This is a genomic window from Microbacterium sp. (assembly GCF_029263575.1).
Classification (GTDB): domain Bacteria; phylum Actinomycetota; class Actinomycetes; order Actinomycetales; family Microbacteriaceae; genus Microbacterium.
The window spans coordinates 12,185-35,657 of sequence record NZ_JAJUFV010000003.1; the positions used below are offsets into that span (position 1 = coordinate 12,185).

A 23,473-nucleotide genomic window follows, 5' to 3' on the forward strand; every position below is an offset into this window, starting at 1 on the left:
GGCCGCGCCAGAGGCGAAGACATGGTCGATACCGACACCGTCCGCGCCGATCAATGGTTTGAACGACCACCCGATCAGCGCACGAACGCCTGCTCCCCGCGAATCCACGTCTCGGCGACCCGAACGCTCGCGATCTCGTCGGTGGGAACCGTGAACACATCGCGCTCGAGCACGGCGAAGCTTCCGTCGAAGCCCGGCTGCAGCATCCCGACGTTCTCCAACGGCGAGACCAGCCGGGCTCTGGCGGTGTACAGCAGCATGGCCTGCGCCACGGTGATCGCGGCCTCCGGGCCGAAGTCGATGCCGTTGTAGGTGCGTCGGCGCACCGCCGCCTCGATCGAGAGCATCACGTCGTCGGCACCGCTCCACGCCGTCGCCGGGCGGTCGGATGAGAGCGACAGCGCCTCGACCCCGTCATACAGCCGGGCGATCGGGTACGCGTCGGGCACCTGCTCGGCGCGCAGCGCCTTCTCGTAGCCGTCGTACTCGGCGAAGAAGAACACCGTGTGCGTGGCGATGCCGAAGTGCATCCGCGCCTCGTTCAACCGATGCACGTAGTCGTCGGTGACGATCGTGGCGTGCTCGATGCGCACCGACGGGATGCCGTCGAGCCACGGCTGCATGTCGCCGAAGAGATCGACGACACGATCGAGCGCCCGGTCTCCCATGGCGTGCACAGCGAGCTGCACGCCGTTGCGGCGCGCCCACTCCCCCGCGGCCAGCGCGTCCTCGTCTTCGACGACCCGGAGACCGTGATCGCAGGATTGCGGGTAGGGCTCGTGCACCCAGGCAGTGCGATTCGAGTAGGCGCCGTCGAGGATGACCTTGACGCCGGCGATCCGCACCTGACCGGCCTTGTCTCCATCAGTGAGCTCGGCAAGCGGGTGCGCCGGGTTCCAGCCAGGGTACAGCGCCACGCTGGTGCGCAAGCCGCGTTCGACTGCCGCACGGAACACTTCCAGCGGATCGCTGAGGCGCGTCGAGAGCAGGTCGCAGACAGCGACGATGCCGCGCGAGGCGAACTCCTCGCCGAGCACCACGACGGCGTCGATCTGCTCGTCGCGGGTGGGCGCGGGAATGAACGCCGTCACGGCGGCGACGGCCGCGATCTCGGTGAGCACGCCGTTGGGCTGCCCGTTCTCGTCTCGTTCGAAGCGCGCGCCTTCGGGATCGGGGGTCTCTGCGGTGATGCCCGCGATCTCCAGCGCCTTCGAGTTGCAGACCGCCGAGTGCGCATCGCAGCGCCAGACCAGCACCGGTCGCTCGGTCGAGACGAGGTCGAGGTCTTTCGCCGTCGGCATCCGTCCATCGGGGAACTTCGTGTCGTCGAAGCCACGCCCGAGAATCCAGGCATCCGGTGCGACGACGTGCGGAGCGTGCCCCGTCAGCACGGTGACGAGGTCATCGACAGACATCACGGCGGGTGGGAAGCACTCCACCGCCGCGGCGGTGCCAGCCATGAGCGCCGGATGCGTGTGGCTGTCGATCAGACCGGGCACCACGGTGCGTCCGCCCAGGTCGATCGACGATTCGTCCGCGACCTCGGCGGCGTCGCCCACCCAGTCGACGACACCGTCGGCGACGCGGAAAGCTGAGGCGAAGGCCGACTCGGACGCGCCCGTGAACACCTTGGCGTTCGTGAAAAGCTGCGTGTTCGTCATCAGATCTCCCGGTGGGTGAAGCGCCCACCCAGCAGGGTCGCCGCAACCGACATCGTGCGCAGCTCATCGCGATCGCACGCGTACGGATCGCGGTCGACGATCACGAGATCGGCGGGCTGGCCGACCTCGAGCGTGCTGCGAACGGATGCCGCGAGCGCGACATCGAGCGGAATCTCCTGCTCCGGATGCCAGGGCTCACGATCGCCGCGGCTGCGCGTCGTGGCGGCCGCGAGCGTGATCCACGGGTCGAGCGGTGAGACCGGCGCATCCGATCCGAGGCGGAGCGTGGCGCCCGCCCGATGGAGCGACCCGAAGGCGAAGGCACGGTCGGTGCGACCCGGCCAGTGGCGATCGGCGATGTCGCGGTCGTCCATCGCATGCTCGGGCTGAACGCTGGCGACCAGGCCGAGCTCGGCGAACCGGGCGAAGTCGTCTTCACGGACGAGCTGCGCATGCTCGATCGCACCGTGCATGCCGAGCTCGGCGAACATGTCCAACACCTCGGTGTTGGCTCGGTCGCCGATCGCGTGCACAGCCGCGTCGATGCCGGCGTCGCGTGCCAGCACGAGGAGGCGGCGCAGCTCGGGGATCGGCACGCTCTCCATGCCGCACGAAAGCTCGTGAGACGGATCCATCCCGGGGTACGGGTCCCAGCACCAGGCCGTGCGCGTGTTGAGCGAGCCGTCGACGACGACCTTGAGCGGGCCGAATGTGACCAGCCCGGTGTCGTCGACGGACGCGCCGCTTCGCCAGCCGTCGTCGATCGCGGCTTCGAGCAGGTCCGGCCACACCGCGACCTCGACCTTCAGCGATCGCACACCGTCGGCCGTGCGCGCCCGCCACTCGGTGACGTTGTCGGCGTTCTCCAACTCGAGCACGCCGACGACGCCGCGGGCGGCAGCGGCATCGGCCGCTTCGCGGAACGCATCGCTCGGCAACGAAGCAGCCTCGTCGAACGCCTGCCGCACATCGCGGAACTCCTCCTCGCGCAGCAGCCCGGTCTCATCCAGTGTGATGCCGAGCCTGTCGGCTGTGACGCTGTTGAGCCACCCGCAGTGCAGGTCACCGCTCACGAGGATGACGGGCACATCGGGGATCGCCGCATCGATCTCCGCGAGCGTGGCGGGCGCGTCCCACAGAGCATCTCGGAAGCCATACCCCATGAAGATGCCCTGGATCGGCGGATGCCCCGCATCGATCGCACGGCGCGTGGCTTCAAGCGTGTCAGCGGCACTGGTCGTCTCGGACAGATCGATGCGGCTGCGCCGGATCGCATGCTGCGTCATGTGCACGTGGTTGTCCCAGAAGCCGGGGCCGACGAAGCGTCCCGAGACGTCAATGATCTCGCCCTGCGCCTCGACCGACCCGGTCGGGCCGATCGCGGCGATCAGGCCGTCCTGGACGACGATGTCGACGGGCTCCTGGCCGTACGGTCGTGCACCACGCAGGGTGAGAGATTCGGTCATGACTGTGCTCCCGTCGATTCGCTGTTGACCTGGCGCATCCGCTCGGCCAGAGATGGATTCTGGTACGGCCCGGGCGCGTCCAACGCGTCGACGACCCGACCGATGACCTCGGCGGGCTTGTCCTGACTCATCTTCTCTTTCGCCTCGAACCGCTCGACCCGCATCCGAAAGCCCACCGTGCCGTGCACGATGCGCGCCGCGTACTCGGCGTTCTCGAGCGTACGGTTCATCAGGTACGGCTCCGGCAACGGGCTCTCGAAGTGCTCGACCAGCCGCTCGAGCACCTGCAGGTTCTCGTCATCGGAGAGGATCTCCGGCGTGCCGTACAGGTGCGCGACGGCGAAGTTCCAGGTGGGAACCGCCGGCGACGTCTCGTACCAGCTCGGTGACACGTAGCCCTGTGGTCCGTAGATGATGACCATCGCCTCGTGCGATCCGAGCTCGTGCAGCTTCTCGTCGGGTCGGCCGACGTGGCTGAGCAGCACGATGTCGTCGCTCGTCTCGTCGAGCAGGATCGGATAGTGCGAGGCGACGAGGCCCTTCCCCGGTACGTATCCGACGATGGTCGCCCACGGGTTCTGAGCGATGAGTTCGCGGATCGTCTCGACGTCGTCGAGCTCGTAGTCGGGGTTGGGCCTCATTGTCTGCTCCTATGCGATGAGAGGGGTGATTTCGTAACGGTGTGGGGTGCCGAAGCGGTGCGCGGTGATCGACACAGCCTGCTCACGCAGGAAGGTCAGCATCTCGATGCGCCCGGCCGAGAGCACCGGTCCGGCGTAGACGGCGACAGCGGGTGAGCCACCGGTGTGCGCGGCGACCGCGGCGACGTCTCCGCCGATGAGCCGGACGCGCCCGCCGGTGGAGACCAGACGCGCGGCGCGGGCGCCCCAGGCGGCCGCGTCTTCGACCGCGACGCCGACGCCGGATGCCGACAGCCAGCTGCGAACGGATGCCGGAAGCTCGCTCGCCGTGCTGACACTCAGCCGCGATCCGGTACGCAGACCGGCTGCGATCACACGCACGGCCTGCGTCACGGTGCCGGATTCGAAGCGAATCGTGACCGGGACGGTGTCGTAACGCAGCGCGTTGTGCTCGGTCTCGAGCCCGGTGGCGTCGCGCACGGCGCCGAACTCATCACGCCAGGCGTCGACATCGGTCGAGAGCGCACCCTGCAGCCAGGCGACGTCGGACGCGGCATCCGCCTTCGAGGCCGCGGCGAGCGCTGCGCGAGAGAGGGCATCGGCCGGGGCATCCGCGGTGACAGGGGCGTCCTCCCAGTCGGACAGGCCGATGAGGTAGCTCGGACCACCGGCCTTCGTACCCGCGCCGACAGCGGCCTTCTTCCAGCCGCCGAAGGGCTGACGCTGCACGATGGCGCCCGTGATGCCGCGGTTGACGTAGAGGTTTCCGGCCTGCACCTTCGACAGCCACTGCTGGATCTCAGCCTCGTCGAGCGAGTGCAGCCCCGAGGTGAGGCCGTAGTCGATGGCGTTGACCATGGCCGTCGCCTCATCGAGGGTCTTGGCCGTCATGACGCCGAGCACCGGGCCGAAGTACTCGGTCAGGTGGAAGGGCGATCCGGCAGCGACGCCCTCGCGTACGCCCGGGCTCCACAGTGCGCCGGTGTCGTCGAGCTGCTCGGGTTTGATGATCCAGCGCTCACCGGGCTCCAGCGTGGTCAGGGCGTGCAGCAGCTTGCCCTCGGCCGGGCCGATGATCGGTCCGATGCGGGTCGATTCCTCCCACGGCTGGCCGACCTTGTACGAGCCGACGGCGTCGATGAGCTGGCGGCGGAACCGCTTGCTCTCGGCGACCGAGCCCACCATGATCACGAGCGAGGCGGCCGAGCACTTCTGTCCGGCGTGGCCGAACGCCGAGTAGGCGACGTCCTTCGCTGCGAGGTCGAGGTCGGCACTGGGCGTGACGATGATGGCGTTCTTGCCGCTGGTCTCGGCCAGAAGCGGCAGGTCGGGGCGGAAGCTGCGGAACAGCTCGGCCGTCTCGTAGCCTCCCGTGAGGATGACGCGCTCGACGGCGGCGTCGCTGATCAGCTGGGTGCCGAGCTCTCGCCCGTCGAGCTGCACGTACTGCAGCACGTCGCGGGGAACGCCGGCCTCCCACAGCGCCTCGATCATAACGGCGCCGGAGCGACGGGCCTGACGCGCAGGCTTGATGATCACGGCAGAGCCGGAGGCGAGGGCAGACAGGGTCGATCCGGCAGGGATCGCGACCGGGAAGTTCCACGGCGGCGTGACGACCGTGACGCCGACAGGCTTGTGCGTCGCGCCGGGGATGTTCTCCATGCGTTTCGCGCTCTCCGCGTAGTAGTGCGCGAAGTCGATCGCCTCTGAGACCTCGGGGTCGCCCTGTTCGAGGATCTTGCCGCACTCGGAGCCCATGACCTCGAGCAGATCGCTGCGGCGCGCCTCCAAGATCTCACCGGCCCGGTGCAGGATCTCGGCACGGCCGGCGGCTCCCAGCGCTCGCCAGGCCTCGCCTGCGGCGGAGGCTGTGGCGATCGCGGCGTCGACGGCCGCGGCATCCGACAGCGTGTTCGCACGGACGGTCTCGTTGCCGAGCTCAGAATTCTGCATGCGCGAGCGGATGCCGTCGCCCCATGCGCGGTTCGCCGCGAGGCTGGGGTCCGTGTCGGGGGTGTTCTCGAACCCGTCGGCCGCTTCGGATGGTTCCGCCGGAGCGCTGCGGTCCTGCACGCGGTTCGAGGCCGGGACCTCGGTCGGCAGCGTCTCGATCGAGGCGAGGAAGCGGTCACGCTCGCGGGCGAACAGCTCGGGTTCGTCGTCGAGCTCGAACACGGCAGACATGAAGTTCTCGGTCGATGCACCCTCTTCGAGACGGCGGATCAGGTAGGCGATCGCGACATCGAACTCGGCGGGGTGCACGACAGGCGTGTACAGCAGCAGCGAGCCGACAGTGCGCCGAACGACGGCCGCCTGCGCGGTCGCCATACCGAGCAGCATCTCGAACTCGATACCGGGGCCCGCACCCTTATCCGACGCGATGCCACGCTTGTTCGCGAGCAGCCAGGCCAGAGCGATGTCGAAGAGGTTGTGGCCGGCGATGCCGATGCGCACGTTCTCGACGTGCTCGGCGCGCAGCGCGTAGTCGAGCACAGCCTTGTACGACGAGTCGGTCGCCTGCTTGCTGTGCCAGGTGGCCAGCGGCCAGCCATGGGTTTCGGCGTCGACCTGCTCCATCGGAAGGTTCGCGCCCTTCACGACGCGCACCTTGATCGGCGCGCCGCCGGCTGCGACGCGCTGCGCAGACCACTCCTGCAGGCGGATCATGGCACCGAGTGCGTCGGGCAGGTACGCCTGCAGCACGATGCCGGCCTCGAGATCCTGGAACTCTTCGAGATCGAGGATCGCCGTGAACACGGCGATCGTGATGTCGAGATCCTTGAACTCTTCCATGTCGAGGTTGATGAACTTCTTACCGCGGGCCTTCGCCACCCGGAACAGCGGCACGAGCGCCTCGGAAGCGTGCCGCACCGCGTCATCGAAGCCCCACGGGCTGTGCGGGGCGACTGTGGAGGAGACCTTGATCGAGACATAGTCCACGTCGTCGCGCTCGAGCAGGCGACGGGTGCCCTCGATGCGTCGTGCGGCCTCGTCCTCACCGAGGATCGCCTCGCCGAGAAGGTTGATGTTCAGGTGCACCCCTTCATCGGAGCGGATGCGGCGGATGGCCTTGCCAAGCTTGGCATCGGTGGCGTCGACGATGAGATGGCGAACCATGCCGCGCAGCACCTTGCGGCTGATCGGCACGACGATGCCGGGGAAGGCGGGGGCCAGCGCACCGCCGAGTCGGATGAGGCCGCGAAGCGCAAGCGGGAGGAACTTCGGCGTCAGCGGCACGATTTCGCGCAGGCTGTGCGCTGCGACCTTCAGATCTTCGGGGCGCACGACGCCGTCGACGAAGCCGACCGTGAAGTCGAGTCCGTGCGGGTCGCTGAGCACCCCGGCCAGGCGTTTGGCGGCGGTGTCACTCGGCACCTCGCGGCTTTCGATGAGCCAGCGCTGCACCAGCGCGACGGCGTCATCAGCGAGTTCGGTGAGCTCGGAGCTTCCGATCGGGGTCGATGTCGTCTGTGTCATCACGTTTCCTCACTCCAGCGTGCGGCAGGGCCGCAGGTCCTCGTCTCAGTGTGGAGCCGCCATACCCTTCGTGAAAAGCGAGCGTTTACGATAGATACCATTCGGTTTTCTCGATGAGTGCAGGAGGCATCATGTTCGAGCTGCGACGACTGCGGCTGCTGCACGAGCTGGCGCTGCGCGGCACGATCGCCGATGTGGCCGTCGCGCTGTCGTACAGCCCCTCGACCGTGTCGCAGCAGTTGGCTCAGCTCGAACGCGAAGCGGGCGCGCCGCTGCTTGAACCCGACGGTAGGCGTGTGCGCCTCACGGCGCAAGGGCGTCTGCTGGCAGCCCATGCGGCGCGTGCGCTGGAGCTGGATGAGGCCGCCCGCGCCGAGCTGTCGAGTGCTCAGCGGGCCCAGGCGACGGTGCGCATCGCGGTGATGCCGACGGCGGCTGAGACCCTCGTGCCCGCTGTGCTCACACTGCTCGCCGAGAGCACGCCCGATCTGCGCCTGGAGATGGTCGAGATGGCGCCCGAAGAGGGCCTGTTCGAGTTGCAGGCGCGCACCTTCGACCTCGTCGTCGCCGAACAGTACGTCGGCTACACCAGGGAACTGCGCGAGGGCATCGACCGAACGCTGCTGGGGCTGGATCCCGTACGCCTCGCCGTACCGCCGGACTCGTCGGCGCGCGGGCTCGACGACCTTCGCGGTCACGCCTGGGCGATGGAGCCGAAGGGCACCGCGGTGCGGGCGTGGAGCGTCCAGCAGTGCCGTGCCGCCGGATTCGAGCCGGATGTGCGATTCGAGGCGACGGATCTGATCGCGCATGCTCGGCTCGTCAGCGCCGGTCACGCGTGTGCGATGCTGCCCGATCTCGCCTGGACCGGCGACCGCTCCTCGGTGCGACTTCTCGACCTGCCCGGCTCGCCGGTGCGCGAGATCTTCGCCGCGACGCGCTCTTCGTCGCGCGACAGCGCCACGATCAGCGCCGTGCTCGACGCGATGACCGAGGCCCTCGACGCGCACGTGCCCCGCTGAGATCGCGGCTGCGTTCACTCAGATCAGCTCCAGCTCACTTCAGCCGTCGCGAGCAGAACGTCTTCGGCATCCAGCGCCGTCACCCGAGTGGTGTCGCCCTCGGTGCGCCCGACGATGCGCAGCGGCCGGTCGACGAGCACCGGCGCGATCGAGCGCACCTCCAACGCCGTCGCGCGGCGCTCTGGCACGTGCCGACGGGCGGCGTCCATGAGCAGGATGCGCGTGAGCGGACCGTGCACGAGCACATCGTCGAGCCCCTCGACCTCACGCGCCCAGGCGCGGTCGTAGTGCACAAGGTGCGTGTTGAACGTGATCGCCGAGAAGCGGAACAGCTGACGGATGTCGGGGGTGAGCTCTTCGGCCCAGTCGGCCTTCGCCGCGGCATCCGGATCCTTGCGCGGAGCCCGCACCGGGGCGTCAGGGTCGGCCTGTTCGAGGAAGACATCGTGCCAGACGCTGTGCACGGCGACCTCCCCGCCGACGGCGTACTCGCGCTCGACATCGACGAACATGAGCCGGCCGCTCGAGCCGTTCTTCTCGACGACCGACCCCAGCGAGACCGTCTGGGTCGCCTCGTCGCCGAGACGGATCGGGCGCAGGAACCTTGTGCTCTCACCGGCGTACAGGCGCCGCGGCAGATCCACTTCCGGTGTGACACCGTCGCGCGCGGGCGATCCGTCCGGGCGCAGGTCGGCCAGAGCGGCATCGTAGGGGAAGTACATGCCCTCCCAGGCCGGCGGCAACTCGTCGCCGACAGCGCGCGACGGCTCACCGTCCGCGAAGGTGCCGCGGTATGACTGCGCCGGCACGGGCGTGATCGTCTCGCGCCGCACGATGGTCACGGCAGCACTCCTGCCGCTCGAAGTTCGCCGATGCGTGCCTCGTCATAGCCGGCGAGGTCTGCCAGCACCTGATCGGCATGCTCGGAGAGCCTGTTCGCGATGCGACCCGGCGTCGCCGGTGTCGCCGAGAGTTTGATCGGCTGGCCGAACATCTTGAGCGTCCCGAGGTCGCCGTAGTCGGCTTCGACGATCATGTCACGCTCGGCGGTTCCCGGGTCCTCCACGACCTCGCCGATGTTCTTGATCGCCGTGAGCGGCACCACGTCACCGGCCATCTCTTCGAGCTCGGCCTTGGTGTATCCGGCGAGCCAGTCGACCACGATCGGCTTCACCCTGCGCTCGTACACTTCCGGCACGATTCGCTTGCGCATGGTGTCGATCTCCGGGTCGTCCTTGTGCTCGGGCGTTCCGAACAGGTCGCAGGCGGCGTTCCAGAGCTTGTCGGTATAGGCACCGAAGAACACCTGACCGTCAGCGCAGTCGAACAGCTCATAGGGCTTGACCCAGGCGTGCTGATTACCGGCCGGCTGCGCCACCGCACCATTGACGGTGTAGTCGACCACCGCGGTCTCGGTCAACGCCATGATGCTGTCGACCTGGGCGACGTCGACGAGCTGGCCCTCACCCGTCGCCTCGGCGTGCCGAAGCGCGGCCAGGGTTCCGACGACCGCGAACAGCGTCGCCGACAGATCGCCGATCGTCACGCCAACGCGCACTGGCGGCTGGCCAGGGTAGCCGCTCATCGACCACAGTCCGCCTGCGGCTTGCGCGGTGTTGTCGAAGGCCGGTCGGCGGCTGCGAGAGCCCGTCTGACCGTAGCCCGAGATCGCCGTGTAGACGAGCTTCGGATTGATCTCGTGCAGCACATCGAAGCCGACACCCAGCTTGTCCATGGTTCCGGGGCGGAAGTTCTCGACCAGTACGTCGGCCGAGCGCACGAGGTCCTTCAGCACCTGCTTGCCCTCGTCAGAGGCGAGATCGAGCCCGAGACCGAGCTTTCCGCGGTTGTACTGGGCGTAGTAGGCGCTGAACTCTTCCTCGCCCGCCGTCAGATACGGCGGAAAGCTGCGCGAGACATCGGGGTCGCGCGGGTTCTCGACCTTGATCACGGTCGCGCCGAGATCAGCGAGCATCTGCGCGGCGTAGGGGCCGGCGAGCACGCGCGACAGGTCGAGGACGGTCACTCCTGTCAGCGAGCCGGGAGCCGGGAGCGTGGTGTCGATCATGGCGTCTATGCCTCCTGAGTGAGCGGGTCGGTTGTGTCGAGTCCTGCTGCGGCGAGCGCGCGCGCCACATTCGACGGGCTGCGCACGCCACGGATACGAGAGAGCCAGAGCGTGGTCGCCGCCAGGGCGTCGAGGTCGAGTCCTGTCTCGATCCCGAGGCCGTGCAGCATCCACACGAGGTCTTCTGTGGCGAGGTTACCGGTCGCGCCTTTGGCGTAGGGGCACCGGCCGAGTCCGCCGACGGATGCATCGAACTCGGCGACTCCCAGGCGAAGCGCGGCGTGCACGTTCGCGAGCGACTGCCCGTAGGTGTCATGCAGGTGCAGAGCGAGCGATTCGACGGGGATGCCGGCGGCCACCGTCTCGTTTATGACCCGGTTCGTCAGCCCCGTGGTGGCGACGCCGATCGTATCCCCGAGCGCGACGGTGCGGCTTCCCGCCTCGTACAGGGCGACTGCCGCCTCGGTCACTGCCGCCGTGTCGACCTGCCCTTCCCAGGGGTCGCCGAACGCCATGGAGACGTAGCCGCGCACCGGGATGCCGTCGGCCGTGGCCGCCTGGATGACCTCGATCGCGCGATCGATGGCACCCGCGCGGGTGTTGTTGAGGTTTGCTTTGGCGAAGGATTCGGTCGCGCTGACGACGACGGCGACCTCGCGGATGCCGGATTCCTGTGCTCGTGCCAGCCCTGTGAGGTTCGGCACGAGCGCGACGGCGCGGGAGCCGTCGGGCACCGAGATATCGGCGACGACTTTGGCGGCATCCGCCAGTTGGGGGATCCACGTCGCTGGCACGAAGCTCGTCACCTCGAGATTGCGTGTGCCGGCGGCGTAGAGCCGACGGCACAGCTCGGCTTTCACCGGCGTGGGGATGATGTCGGTCTCGGCCTGCAGCCCGTCTCGCGGCCCGACCTCATACACGGTGACCCGCGCGGGAAGCCCCGGTTCGGGCTCCACCCTGGGCGCGGGGGCGCTGCCGGTCATGCCGATCCCCGCCCGGCGCGCAGCTCGGCGAGAACGTCACGGGCGTGCTCGACGCGGATCTTGCGATCGGCGACGATGCGGGCGGCGACCTCGCCGATCTCCGAGACGTCGGCACCGGCACTTGCGGCGATCGTGCGCGCGTGCAGGGTCATGTGGCCGCGCTGGATGCCCTCGGCTGCGAGAGCACGGCAGGCGCCGAGGTTCTGGGCGAGACCGACCGCGGCGATCACACTGGCCAGCTCACGTGCCGTCTCGACGCCCAGCAGCTTCACCGCGGCCTGCGCGGTGGGGTGCGCGCGGGTCGCGCCACCGACGAGGCCGACGGCGAGCGGCACTTCGAGCGTGCCGACGAGGTTGCCATCGGCATCCTTCTCGAACTGACTCAGCGCGGAGTACTGGCCGTCGCGCGCTGCGTGCGAGTGGCATCCGGCCTCGACGGCTCGAGTGTCGTTACCGGTGGCGAGCACGACGGCGGTGATGCCGTTCATGATGCCCTTGTTGTGCGTGGCCGCCCGGTAGGGGTCGGCCTCGGCGAAAGCGCTGGCCGCGACGATATCGTCGACCACCTGTGCGCCGCCGAGAAGCTCGGCGTCGAAGACGGCGCGTGCGCGAGTGAGGCGCAGCTCGGCCTTGTTGGTGAGAATGCGCAGCAGTGTGCGAGTGCCGGCGATCTCGGCGACGCGCGGGGCGATCGCCTCGGCCATGGTGTTGACGGCGTTGGCGCCCATGGCGTCTTTGACGTCGACGTGCAGGTGGAGGACGACCTGAACCCCGGCGCGCGTCGGCAGCACACGCACCGAGATGTCGAAGGCGCCGCCGCCGAGCGAGACGAGCATCGGATCCTGCTCGTTGGCGAGAGCGAGCAGCTCGTCCTTCGCCTCCAGCAGCGCGAAGCGGCTTCCGTGCGGGTCGACGGCGTCGAGCACCTGGATCTGCGCGATCATCACGTCCCCGGCGTACGAGGTGGTGAAGCCGCCATGTCCGCGAGCCATGCGCGCCGCGTTCGAAGCGGTGGCGACGACGCTCGGCTCTTCCGTGGCCATCGGGATCAGCCGGTCCTGACCGTCGATCGTGAAGTTCGTGGCGACGCCGACCGGGACGCTGAGAAGCCCGACGACGTTCTCGATCATGTGGTCTGCCTGTGCCAGTGAGAGCCCGTCCTCGGCGTTGAGCGCATCCAGCGCTGACTGCTCGATCCCGGCACCGGCCGCAACGAGCGACAGGCGCTCACCGGGGGTGTGGTCACGTAGACCTGAGATTCGGCTGTTGATCGACATCGGCCACCTTCCGTCCTGGGCAAGCGCCGGCTCTCTGGCGTTGCGGTCAGGGAAACCTTAGAAGCGACAACCGCGGCCGACGATGGATGGAAAGCCTATTGACTGACCGCTGATGTATGAAGATGTCACATCTCGGGTTGAGCGCGATCCGCTTAGACTCGCATCACCCGCCGTCAATGAAGCCACGATGAGGAGTGCCCGATGCCCTACACCGAATCCGCAGGAGTTCGGCTCTACTACGAGGTCTTCGGCGCCGAGACAGACCCTGTGCTCGTACTCGTGTCCGGTGGTGGCGCACAACTGCTCAGCTGGGACGAGGAGTTCATCGCACACCTCACCGACGGCGGGCTGCGCGTCGTGCGCTTCGACAACCGCGACACCGGGTTCTCTGAACGCTTCGGCGGCGAGAACGACATCGACGGCGGCTACGACCTCGCCGACATGGGCGACGACATCGTACGCATCCTCGATGAGCTCGGTGTCGACAGCGCTCATATCGCCGGGCACTCGATGGGCGGAATGATGGCGCAGATGGTGGCGATCCAGCACCCGGAGCGCGTACGCAGCCTCGGGCTGCTGTCGACCATCCCCGGCCGCGGCCCCCGCTATGTTCTGCACGGCGAACGGCCAGAGCTGCTGGAACCTCCCGTACGGGTCACGCGCGAACAGGCCGTGGCCTTCACCCAGGCCGCCATGAGCTCTCTGCCCCCGGGACGCTATGACCCGCAGGTCGAATGGCACGTGGCCAAGACCGGCGAGTCCTATGATCGCGGCTACTGGCCCGACGGCTATGCCCGGCAGTGGGCGGCACTGCGCCGCGCACCCGAGCGCCTCGATGATCTGCGCTCGGTCACCGTGCCGACGCTCGTCTTCCACGGCCGCGACGATGACGTGCTGCACTGGTTCGCGGCCTTCGACATCGCCGAGGCGATCGCCGGATCCGAACTGCAGGTGCAACCCGACATGGGCCATCTCATCCCGCATGAGCTGTGGCCAGACCTCGCGCATGCCCTGCTGCGCACCGCGCGTCGCGCGGATGAGCAGCGCTGAGGGAGCACCGCTTCGAGCGGAAGGTGGCATGCTCGACACTGGAGACGGACGCATCGTCGTGCGAACCAGTGAGGAAGGAGGCCCGATGACAGCCGAGACGGACTCGATCGCCGCGCTGCTGGATGCGGCATACGATCCCGACCTGGTCGAGCCGACGGCCGTGAGCCGCGCTCTGCAGAACATCGGCGTCTCTGAGCTCGAGTCGTCAGACCTCGTCGAACGTGTCGGACGCTCGCAGCGCGAGCTCTCGCGGCTGCGCCGCAGAGAACACGAGCTGTCTGCGCTGTTCTCCAGTGCCCGCGAGCTCGCCGAACTGCGCGACAGCGATGCCGTGCTCGCCCGGCTCGTCCAGCGCGCGCACGAGATGATGGGCGTCGATCTGGCGTACCTGTCAGAGTTCGAACCGGACACCCTCGAACTGCGGGTGCGGGTGACCAGCGGCGCAGTGAGCGAGTCGTTCCGGCACCTGCGAGTCACGCCGCGGCACGGCCTGGCCAGCGCGATCGTGGAGTCACGAGCGCCGCACTGGATCGCCCGCTACGACGACTACGCCGACGAGCACAACGTCCGCTACGCTCCCCCGCTGCACGACGCCGTCTCATCAGAAGGGCTCGTCTCACTGCTCGGCGTCCCCATGCTCTCACGCGACGATGTGCTCGGGGTTCTCTTCGTCGCGACGCGGGAAGAGACCAATTTCGCGCCCGAGCAGATCTCGCTTCTCGCGGCACTCGCCGACCACGCCTCGGTCACGTTGCAGACGACGCAGCTGCTGGCCGAGTCCCAGCGTTCGGCCACCGAGGCGCGCGATGCTCTGGCCAGGCTCACCGAGCATCTGGCAGAGCGCGACCGCTCGAACACCGTGCACCAAGAGCTCGTACAGACCGTCCTCGCCGGCGGCGGCTTCGGTCCGGTCGCCGAAACCCTCACCTCGGCGCTTGGGCGCTCTGTAGCCATCCTGGACGCACAGGAGCAGGTCATCGCGGCCGCAGGTCTGCCGGTCGCCGCGACCATGCTCGAACCCGATGAGCCGACCCGCGTCGCCATCGAAGACAGCCGCCGTTCAGGACACTGCGTCGTCCTCCCTGGCCCGGACGTACGCGCCGTCTCGGCATTGACCGCAGGCGGACGCCCCTTCGGGGCGCTGCTGCTGGGCGAGGGCGACTTCGAGCTCGGTTCGGTCGATCTGCGCACCATCGAACGCGCCGCACAGGTGGCAGCGCTCCTCGAGCTGCAGCAGGAAGCCGCGTCCGGCGCGGATCACCGGGTGCGCAGCGAGCTCATCGCCGACCTCCTCGACGATGTTCCCGAACGTCGATCCGATGTGGAGCGACGGGCGCGGCGGCTCGGCGTCGACCTGTCGTCGCTCGATGCGATGCTGCTGCTCTCGGTGCCCGGTGATCAGCAGACCGCCGCTGCGCGAACCGTCGCCCGCCAGGCCGACGATCACGCCCTCGTGGGCGAGTATCGCGGGTTCGTCGTCGTAGCCCATTCCGCCCAGCGCAGCACACTCGACCCCGACCAGCTGCGCACGCACGTGGAATCAGCGATCAAGCATCCGATCTCGCTCGTCGTGCCGCGCTCGGTGCGAGGCGCGCTGCCGGATGCGTTTCGAGCCGCGATGCGGACGGCACGCCTGCTCACCGCACTCGAGATCACCGGCATCACCGCCGACATCGATGATTTCCTGCCCTACGCGGCGATCCTCGACACGGACGCGCGGGCGCTCAACACCTTCTTGCGCGACACGATCGGCGCGGTGCGCGACTACGACGCCGACCGCGGGGCCGACCTGCTCGGCACGCTGCGCGCATTCACCCGCAACAACGCCAGCCCGACGCGCACGGCGCGCGCGCTGAACTTCCACACGAACACGATCCTGCAGCGTCTCGATCGTCTCGATCACGTGCTCGGCGCCGACTGGCGTGACGACGAACGAATGTTCCGTCTCAGTATCGCCGTGCGCCTCGACGAGCTGCGCGAGCGGTTGCAGTCGCGCCGCAGCTGAGAGACTCCGCTCAGCGGTCCGCTTCGAGGTCGAACTTCTCGACGCCCTTCTGCGCGAAGCGATTACGACCGCGCTCGCAGAAGACGAGAATGAGCTCGGCCGGAGCATCCGATTCGTTCCGCACACCGTGTCGCATGCCCTCCGGCGCATAGAAGGCATCGCCGGCGCGCAGCGTCCGCCGCTCATCGCCCGAGGTGATGACGACTTCGCCCACCGTGACGACGTAGATCTCGTCCTGACTCTCGATGGAGCAGCTGTCCTCCTCGCCCTCCAGGTGGAAGTGCTCGCCCTCCTCCGCACCGGGCTCGAGGTGGTAGAGCATGACGGAGGCGGGCAGCTGCGTCGTCTCTTTGAAATACCACTCGATGCCGACCCTGCCGGCGCCCTTGTAGAGTTCCCATTCGAAGGGGTTGTCCCCCCGACGCTGCACACGCATCAATCGCTCCTTCTCTGACGTCGTCGTCAGGTTCGATACAGCACGGGCATCGATTCGAGCAGACCCTGAGTGTACGGATGCTCGGGGGCCGTCATCACCTGCTCGCCCGTGCCTTCTTCGACGACCTGACCCCTGTGCATCACGGCGACTCGATGAGCGACGTGGTGCACGACGGACAGGTTGTGCGTGATGAACAGATAGGTGACGCCGGTCTGCTCCTGCAGGCGTACGAGAAGATTGAGCACCTGCGCCTGGACCGACACGTCCAGCGCCGAGGTGGGCTCGTCCAGCACGATGAACTCGGGATCAGCCGCCATGGCTCGGGCGATCGCGATGCGCTGTCGCTGACCACCCGAGAACTCGTGCGGAAAACGTTCGACCGAGTCCGACGAAATACCGACCTGCTCGAGCGACTCGAACACGCGCAGACGTCGCTCGCGCGGCCTCATCCGCGCTGCGACGAGAGGCTCGGCGACCGAACGACCGATCGTGAACCGCGGATCGAGCGAATCGTTCGGATCCTGGAAGACCATCTGAATACGTCGGCGATGGTTCCGAAGCGCCCGCCCGCGCAGCCCCGTGATGTCTCCGCCGTCGAACTCGATCGTCCCGGCTGTGGGTCGGCGCATCAGCAGGATCGCCCGTGCCAGCGTGCTCTTGCCGGAGCCGGACTCGCCGACCAGGCCGAGGGTCTCTCCCCTGCGCACGTCGAGGCTCACGTCATCCAGCGCAGTCATCGTGTTACTGCCGTGCCCGAAGCGCTGGGTGACGTTCTTCACACGCAACACGTCGTCGGTCATGAGACCTCCTCCAGAACGGCCGGAACCTGATCGAAATCGTTCTCGGCGGGGATGACAGCGAGGGGCGAGCGCACCGGCACAGACGGTCGCGGAATGCTCTCCAGCAGCGCACGCGTGTACGGATGCTGCGGGTTCGCGAGGATGCCCTCGGTCGAGCCGTACTCCACGACGCGCCCGCGATACATCACGGCCACGCGTTCGCAGAGCTGGCCGATCACGCCCAGGTCGTGGCTGATGAACAACACACCCATGCCCGTCTCATCACGCAGCGACCGGATCAGATCGAGGATCTGCGCCTGCACGGTGACGTCGAGCGCCGTGGTGGGCTCGTCGGCGACGAGGAGGGTGGGGTCGGCGGCGACCGCGATCGCGATGACAACGCGCTGACGCTGACCGCCCGAGAGCTGATGCGGGTAGTAGGACATGCGGCGCTCGGCATCGGGCATCTTCACCAGGTGAAGGATGTCGAGCGCCTTTGCGCGCGCGGTCTTCTTATCGGCGACGCCGTGGATGAGCAGCACCTCGGCGATCTGCGCGCCGATGCGCATGCAGGGGTTCAGCGCCGACATCGGCTCTTGGAAGACCATTGAGGCGCGTACGCCTCGCACACGCCCCCATTGCCTTTCCGAGGCATCGTTCATCTCGTCTCCGGCCACGGACATGGTGTCGGCGGTGACCCGAGCGGAGTCGGGAAGCAACCCCATCATCGCCAGCGCGACGCTGGATTTTCCGCTGCCGGATTCGCCGATGACACCGACGATCTCACCTTTGCGCACGCGCAACGAGACATCGGTCACCGAGGGAGGTGCGGTGCCGTAGGCGATGGTCAGGCCTTCGACGCGAAGGGCATCGACGTCAGTGCTCACGGTGTCAACCAGCTTTCGGTCAGAGGGAGATGGGGTCAGGAGAGAGCGGCACACCCGCGCGGCTGCGCCGCTCTCTCGGGCTCACTGTGCGAGCCAGGCGGTGTCGAGACCGGAACGGGCGGTGTACAGATCCGTCTCATAGCCGACGAGCTTGCTGCTGTCCCAGACCTCGAAGGTCACCGGAACCGCAGCCGGCACGAACTCGAGCGCCTTGTCGGCCGATTCGACGGCAAGCTGATCGATGAGCTCGTAGTACTCCTCCGGCGTGGTCGCCGACTTCGCTTCTTTCAGCAGCTCGCGCGCCTTCTCGGCATCCGGGTTGCCGTCCCAGTGGTTGTAGTAACCGCCTTCCAGCAGCACCGGCTCGAGGTAGTACGCGGCCGACGCCCGGGGACTGCCCGGAATCGCGACGAGGTCCTTCCACGACTCACCGGCGGTGAACACCGGCGCGATCTCGGAGAGCGGGGTCGCCTCGAGCTTCAGCGTGATGCCCGCCTCGGCCAACTGCTGCTGCATCATCTCGTAGACGGGGTGATGCGCCTGGGCGACGTCGCCCATATAGCTGATCGTGATCTCGGGGTTGGGCTGACCGGCCTCCTCCAGCAGACGCTTCGCCTCTTCGACGTCGCGCTCGTGATACGGCAACGACATCGGGTCGGGTGCGCCGAGGTCGCCGGCGGGCGGGACGAACGAGACGCCGGCGTTTCCGAGCATCGCGGTGTCGACGATCTCCTGACGATCCAGCGCCAGCGAGACCGCCCGGCGGACGTTGAGGTCGGCGAGCGGACCCGACTCAGGGTTGATGTACACGGCGAGGTTCCGGCGGAACGCCGCTTCACCGAGCGTGAAGCCGGTCGACTCGGCCTGCTGTGCGAGGCTGCCGTCGACGAACGCGGCCGCCTGCACGCTTCCCTGCTGGAGAGCCGCGAGAAGCGTGTTCTCATCGGTGTAGAGCTCGAACACGATCGTGTCGATGTAGGGCTCGTCTCCCCAATAGTCCTCGTACTTGTCCATGACGACCGAGACGCCCTGCTCCCAGTCCGTCACCTGATAGGCGCCGGTGCCGAAGGTGCGGGTCTGACGCTCCTGCTCGGTGGCGTTGCCGTAGCCTTCCTCACCCACGATGAGGAACGTCTGTCGAGCAGACACGGCGTCGAGGAATGTGCCATCGGGCTGGCTGAAGGTGAAGGTGACCTCGTAGTCGCCCGTGGCCTCGACGCTGTCGAGCAGGCTGAGGTACGTGGCATTGGTGCCGCCGTCGAGACGTGTCTCGAACGAGTAGACGACATCGCCTGCGTCGAACTCCGACCCATCGGCGAAGGTCACGCCCTCGCGCAGCTGGAACACCCAGGTCAGGTCGTCGACCTGTTCCCATTCGGTGGCCAGGGCGGGTTCGATGTTTCCGTCGTTGTCACGCGTGAGGAGCGTGTCATAGGCCATCGAGTAGATGACCTCGGCGGGAGCGGATGAGCCGACCATGGGGTCGATGCCGCCGCCGGTGGGCTCCGCCGAGACGCCCCAGGTCAGGGTGCCGCCGGCAACGGGGTCGCCGGCGGCCTCATCGGGGCCGGCGTCATTGCCTTCTCCTGCGGTGCAGCCGGTCAGTGCCAGAACGGTCACGGCAACCGCTGCCGCTGCGGTCAAGAATCGTTGCTTCATTGCTGACTCTCTTCTGTGTCGGTGTTTCGGGATACTGCGTCCTTCGGTGCTGCGGTGTTGCGTCGTACGGTCTTGTTCGAGGGGCTCTGCTTGGTGCCGGTGAGCGAGAACGCCGGCTCCCGGCGCGGTGCGAGCCAGTCCTGCAGGCCGTCGGCCAGCAGGTTCCAGGCAGCCGAGAGCAGGATGATCGCCAGCGATGGCAGGATGATCAGCAGGGGCTGAACCTGCATGAAGCGCGTGAACTCACTGATCATGCGTCCGGCTGATGGCTCCGGCGCCTGCACGCCCTGGCCGAGGTAGCTCAGCGCCGCCTCGATCAGCACGATCTGCGAGGCGACCGATGCGAACTGCACGAACAACGGCGTCAGCACATTCGGCAGCAGATGTTCCACCACGATGCGCGAGCCGCCCACACCGCTCAGCTTCGCGGCGAGCACGAAGTCACGCTCACGCATGGCGATGACGGGTGCCCGCATGACACGGGCGAATCCGGGTGCGAGGACGAGTCCGAGCGCGAAGATCAGCGGAATAGGACCGTTTCCGACGATCACGCCGACGACCAGCGCGACGAGGATCGCCGGCAGGGCCAGGATGGCATCGACGACGCGCATGATGACCGCATCCACCCAGCCGCCGACATATCCGGCGATCAGGCCGAAGGTCGTGCCGACGACCGCGCCCAGCAGCGCACCGGCACCCGAGATGATCAGACTGGTGCGCGTCGCAAGAGCCAGCCGAGTGAATGTGTCACGACCCAGGTTGTCGGCGCCGAGCAGGTTCGTCGCGCTGGGACCCGAGAGGGGCTCACCCGTCGAAGCGAACGGATCCTGCAGCGGCCAGAAGCTCATCCAGGCGGAGAGGATGAGGATGAACGTGAGGATGCCGGCGCCGCTCCAGAACGCCGGACCCAGCTTCGGACGACGCCGGCGGGTGCCGGCGGCTTTGACCATTGCGAGTTCGCGTGTGACAGTCATCGTGTGTGAACCCTCACTCGTGGGTCGATCAACGGATAGATCAGATCGACGATGAAGTTGATGAGCACGTATACCGCTCCGATCAGGAGCACCGTGGCCTGAATCACCGGATAATCGGATGAGCGGATGCCGCTGAGCAGCAGCGATCCGATTCCGGGGATCGCGAACACCGCCTCGATCACGACCGTGCCGCCGACGAGGGTGGCCAGCTCGATGCCGATGATGGTGGTCACGGGGATCAAGGCGTTGCGCAGCGCGTGACGTCCGACCAGGCGTCCCGGAGGCGCGCCCTTCGCCCGGGCCGTGCGGACGAAGTCCTGGCCGAGCGTGTCGAGCAGGGTGCCGCGGGTGTACCGGGCGATGATCGCCGCGAGCACGAGGCCGATGAGCAGTGACGGCAGGATGAGCACCCCGATGGCGCGCAGCGGATCAGTCGCCGCGCCGGCGAAGCCGACCAGCGGCAGCTTCAGCGTCAACGAGTTGATCAGGATCAGCACCGTGCCGAGCACGAACGGTGGTGTGGCAAGCAGGACGAAGGCCGAACCGCGAACGATGTTGTCGCTGGGTTTGCGCCAGCGGGTGGCGGCGAGGATGCCTGCGGGGATCCCCATGATCACACCGAAGATCGTCGCCATCACCGCGAGCATGAGGCTGATCGGCAGTCGCGTGGCGATCAGGCTCGATACCGTGCCGGGAATCGTGATGGCGTTGCCGAAGTCACCCGTGAACACGCCGCCCAGCCAGGCGAAGTACTGCGTGATCCACGGCCGGTCGAGACCGAGTTCCTCGCGCAGCGCGTCGAGGGCTGCCGGATCAGGGGTGGCAGGATCCGCGAACGCCGCGAGTGGGTCGCCCGGAATGATGCGCACCATCGAGAAGACCAGGATCGACAGCACGAACAGCACGAAGAGCGACGAGAGGATTCGCGTGAGGATGTAACGCAGCATTCAGATGCTCTTCTCTGTCTTCACTGACATGGTGGTCACGGTAGTTGTCGCTGCACCCGCCGTTAACGGCGGGTCAGCACAGGGCGTCGTCTGGATCGTGTGTGAAACACCCATATGTTGCTGGATGCGCCGGCGCGGTCAGCGCGACTGTGCCGCAGCCGGCGCGGCGAACATCGAGATGTCGTCGGTGGATGCTCCATCCAGCGCCAGCTCGGCGAGGACGCGCCCGATCGCGGGCGTGAACTTGAAGCCGTGCCCGGCCGCCAGCCCGACGATGATGTTCTCGTGCTCGTGCAGCGGGCTCAGGACGAAGCGTCGGTCAGGAGTCAACGCATACTGACAGGTCACGGTGCGCATCTCGGGACCCGAATCACGCACGAGCCCGTGCACGAAGTCGCCGAGCTGCGCCGTGAGCTCGGGCGAGGGAACATAGGTGCGCTCCTCCGGCGTCATGCGGTTGAACGACACATCGCGGGCGGCCTTGATGGTGGGCTCGCCGTAGGTCGGGAAACCGTAGTAGCACTCGTCGTCCTCCCAGATCCACACCGGGAACGTGTCGCTGCCGTGCGTCTCCGGGCGGGACGACTGGAAGTACGTCACCTGCTCCTGCATGACATCCAGCGGGATCTCAGCGCCCAGCGGCTCGAGCAGTTCGTTCGTCCAGGCATCCGCTGCGATGACGACCTTGTTCGCGCGCACGTCACCGTTCGCGGTGCGCACGATCACACCGTCGCCATCGGGCGTGACAGCGTCGACGCGCGTGCGGTCGCGGATGTCTGCGCCGTGCACGCGCGCACGCATCTGCAGCGTGGCGACGGTGCGCGCCGCGTGAGCGATGCCGGTGTCAGCGGTGTACACCGTCTCGACGCCCTCTGGCACGCGGAACTGGGGCCACCGCGCCTCGACCTCCGCCGGGGTGAGCAGTTCGTGCGGCACATCGCACTCGGTCAGCGCGGCGGTGAAGTTCGATGCCGAGTACGGGCCGTCCGTCGGGATGAATACCACGCCCCCGGTGATGGTCAGCAGCCGCTCACCCGACTCGGCTTCGAGGTCGGCCCAGTCGCGATATGCCGACTGCGCGAGACGCACATAGGCGGATGCCCCGTATGACGTGCGCACGATGCGCGACGTGTCATGTGACGCACCGCGGACGTGCCCGAGATCGTACTGCTCGAAGGCGACGACCTTCGCGCCACGACGGGCGAGATGATAGGCGGCTGCGCTGCCGAGCGCTCCCATCCCGACGACTGCGACCTCGAATGTTTCCATGACGCCTCACTGCTCCTTCGTTGGATGGGATTCACGCCAGTCTGCGTGAGCAGTGGGGGCCCCGGATATAGGTCAAGCGCCCACGTTATGAGCGGCGCAGTGTGTGAGCATCACGTACTGACGTCACGGCGATGCTGCGCTGGCGGCGAGGAGATCATCGGGCCAGTTCGCGGGGAGCAATTCGCCCGTATGGGCGGCGACTTGGCGCATCAGCAGCAGGGCTGTCTGCACGAGATGGCGCGTCATCTCGGCGCCTGCTGCGGCGACGTCGCCATCGATGACAGCACGCACGATCGGCAGGTGCTCGGCATGCACGTCATCGAGGCTGCGTGAGCGTCCGAATGTTGACGCGTCGATCACGACGGTCTGCTCGCGTAGCGCACGAACCTGCACGATGAGACGCTCGTTTCCCATGGCGTCGAGGATGCGTTCGTGCATGACGATGTCGCGTTCGACGAACGCGCTCGTGTCACCGGAGCGCACGGCGGCGAGCATGATCTCCAAATCGCCTTCGAGCAGCCGCGAACGCTCAGGAGCCTGGTGCGCTGCCGCGAATCGGGTGGCCGGCACCTCGAGCAGCAACCGCAGCTCGAAGATGCGTCGGATGTCGTCGACGCCGATGCCGCGCACTCGAACACCCCGGTTGCGCTCGATCGTGACCAGCCCCGCGTCTGCCAGTCGCAGTACGGCATCACGCGTCGGGGTGCGTGAGACGTCAAAGCGCTCGGCGAGCGCATAGATCGAGTGCAGACTCCCCTGCGCCAGCTCACCCGAGAGGATCTCAGCGCGAAGCCGCTGAAACAGCCGATCCGAGATCGTCTCGTGTTCAGCCACTGTCACTCCCTGCTGCCGGGGGAAGCCGGCATCCGACT

19 protein-coding genes are annotated in these 23,473 nt (G+C 67.5%); 3 read left to right on the top strand and 16 right to left on the bottom strand.

Annotation, left to right across the window (positions count from 1 at the left end; all coding sequences use genetic code 11):
- Window positions 1–74 precede the first annotated feature (74 nt).
- Genes Q1J95_RS00480 through Q1J95_RS00495 form a run of 4 tightly spaced genes read right to left on the bottom strand, consistent with a single transcriptional unit; the run spans window position 75 to window position 7,245 of the window.
- Window positions 75–1,661: an amidohydrolase family protein gene (locus Q1J95_RS00480; RefSeq protein WP_300264961.1), complete on the bottom strand. Its 1,587-nt coding sequence runs from the start codon at window positions 1,659–1,661 to the stop codon at window positions 75–77.
- Window positions 1,661–3,127, bottom strand: coding sequence for an amidohydrolase family protein (locus Q1J95_RS00485; protein ID WP_300264964.1), 1,467 nt, complete (start codon window positions 3,125–3,127; stop codon window positions 1,661–1,663). Before Q1J95_RS00485 ends, Q1J95_RS00480 begins: the two co-directional genes overlap by 1 nt.
- Window positions 3,124–3,768 carry an FMN-binding negative transcriptional regulator gene (locus Q1J95_RS00490; RefSeq protein WP_300264967.1) on the bottom strand — a complete coding sequence of 215 codons (645 nt, stop codon included), beginning with the start codon at window positions 3,766–3,768 and terminating at the stop codon, window positions 3,124–3,126. Before Q1J95_RS00490 ends, Q1J95_RS00485 begins: the two co-directional genes overlap by 4 nt.
- Before the next feature lie 9 nt (window positions 3,769–3,777).
- Entirely contained in the window at window positions 3,778–7,245 is a 3,468-nt protein-coding gene (locus tag Q1J95_RS00495; protein WP_300264970.1) for a bifunctional proline dehydrogenase/L-glutamate gamma-semialdehyde dehydrogenase, read from the bottom strand.
- Between the two features lie 131 nt (window positions 7,246–7,376).
- Between Q1J95_RS00495 and Q1J95_RS00500 the strand changes: the two genes are divergently transcribed.
- Window positions 7,377–8,267 (top strand): LysR family transcriptional regulator, encoded by an 891-nt coding sequence (locus Q1J95_RS00500; protein ID WP_300264973.1) that lies wholly within the window; start codon window positions 7,377–7,379, stop codon window positions 8,265–8,267.
- A gap of 23 nt (window positions 8,268–8,290) precedes the next feature.
- On the opposite strand, the gene Q1J95_RS00505 is transcribed toward Q1J95_RS00500, so the two are convergent.
- The 4 genes from Q1J95_RS00505 to Q1J95_RS00520 are packed head-to-tail and all read right to left on the bottom strand — an operon-like array spanning window position 8,291 to window position 12,595.
- Complete coding sequence (locus tag Q1J95_RS00505) at window positions 8,291–9,109, bottom strand: MaoC family dehydratase N-terminal domain-containing protein (protein ID WP_300264976.1); 819 nt, start codon at window positions 9,107–9,109, stop codon at window positions 8,291–8,293.
- Entirely contained in the window at window positions 9,106–10,335 is a 1,230-nt protein-coding gene (locus Q1J95_RS00510; protein ID WP_300264979.1) for a CoA transferase, read from the bottom strand. The genes Q1J95_RS00505 and Q1J95_RS00510 overlap by 4 nt, the downstream gene beginning before the upstream one ends.
- A gap of 5 nt (window positions 10,336–10,340) precedes the next feature.
- The gene (locus tag Q1J95_RS00515; RefSeq protein ID WP_300264983.1) at window positions 10,341–11,318 is read right to left on the bottom strand and encodes a hydroxymethylglutaryl-CoA lyase; all 978 of its coding nucleotides are present in this window, start codon (window positions 11,316–11,318) and stop codon (window positions 10,341–10,343) included.
- On the bottom strand, window positions 11,315–12,595 hold the full coding sequence (locus Q1J95_RS00520; protein ID WP_300264986.1) for a hydroxymethylglutaryl-CoA reductase, degradative: 1,281 nt from the start codon (window positions 12,593–12,595) through the stop codon (window positions 11,315–11,317). Before Q1J95_RS00520 ends, Q1J95_RS00515 begins: the two co-directional genes overlap by 4 nt.
- Window positions 12,596–12,796: 201 nt before the next feature.
- Between Q1J95_RS00520 and Q1J95_RS00525 the strand changes: the two genes are divergently transcribed.
- On the top strand, window positions 12,797–13,645 hold the full coding sequence (locus Q1J95_RS00525; RefSeq protein ID WP_300264990.1) for an alpha/beta hydrolase: 849 nt from the start codon (window positions 12,797–12,799) through the stop codon (window positions 13,643–13,645).
- A 28-nt stretch (window positions 13,646–13,673) separates the two neighbouring features.
- Window positions 13,674–15,650 (top strand): GAF domain-containing protein, encoded by a 1,977-nt coding sequence (locus Q1J95_RS00530; protein WP_300264993.1) that lies wholly within the window; start codon window positions 13,674–13,676, stop codon window positions 15,648–15,650.
- 10 nt (window positions 15,651–15,660) lie between these two features.
- Here the strand turns inward: Q1J95_RS00530 and Q1J95_RS00535 are convergent, their stop codons facing one another.
- The 8 genes from Q1J95_RS00535 to Q1J95_RS00570 all read right to left on the bottom strand — a co-directional run bounded on the left by Q1J95_RS00535 (window position 15,661) and on the right by Q1J95_RS00570 (window position 23,435).
- Window positions 15,661–16,086, bottom strand: coding sequence for a cupin domain-containing protein (locus tag Q1J95_RS00535; RefSeq protein ID WP_300264996.1), 426 nt, complete (start codon window positions 16,084–16,086; stop codon window positions 15,661–15,663).
- A gap of 26 nt (window positions 16,087–16,112) precedes the next feature.
- Complete coding sequence (locus tag Q1J95_RS00540) at window positions 16,113–16,886, bottom strand: ABC transporter ATP-binding protein (protein WP_300264999.1); 774 nt, start codon at window positions 16,884–16,886, stop codon at window positions 16,113–16,115.
- Complete coding sequence (locus Q1J95_RS00545) at window positions 16,883–17,752, bottom strand: ABC transporter ATP-binding protein (protein WP_300265002.1); 870 nt, start codon at window positions 17,750–17,752, stop codon at window positions 16,883–16,885. Before Q1J95_RS00545 ends, Q1J95_RS00540 begins: the two co-directional genes overlap by 4 nt.
- Window positions 17,753–17,833: 81 nt before the next feature.
- Entirely contained in the window at window positions 17,834–19,411 is a 1,578-nt protein-coding gene (locus tag Q1J95_RS00550) for an ABC transporter substrate-binding protein (protein WP_300265005.1), read from the bottom strand.
- Complete coding sequence (locus tag Q1J95_RS00555; protein WP_300265007.1) at window positions 19,408–20,385, bottom strand: ABC transporter permease; 978 nt, start codon at window positions 20,383–20,385, stop codon at window positions 19,408–19,410. The genes Q1J95_RS00550 and Q1J95_RS00555 overlap by 4 nt, the downstream gene beginning before the upstream one ends.
- The gene (locus Q1J95_RS00560; protein WP_300265009.1) at window positions 20,382–21,332 is read right to left on the bottom strand and encodes an ABC transporter permease; all 951 of its coding nucleotides are present in this window, start codon (window positions 21,330–21,332) and stop codon (window positions 20,382–20,384) included. Before Q1J95_RS00560 ends, Q1J95_RS00555 begins: the two co-directional genes overlap by 4 nt.
- A 138-nt stretch (window positions 21,333–21,470) precedes the next feature.
- Complete coding sequence (gene solA / locus Q1J95_RS00565; protein ID WP_300265012.1) at window positions 21,471–22,601, bottom strand: N-methyl-L-tryptophan oxidase; 1,131 nt, start codon at window positions 22,599–22,601, stop codon at window positions 21,471–21,473.
- Window positions 22,602–22,724: 123 nt separating this feature from the next.
- Complete coding sequence (locus Q1J95_RS00570; RefSeq protein WP_300265015.1) at window positions 22,725–23,435, bottom strand: GntR family transcriptional regulator; 711 nt, start codon at window positions 23,433–23,435, stop codon at window positions 22,725–22,727.
- Window positions 23,436–23,473 lie beyond the last annotated feature (38 nt).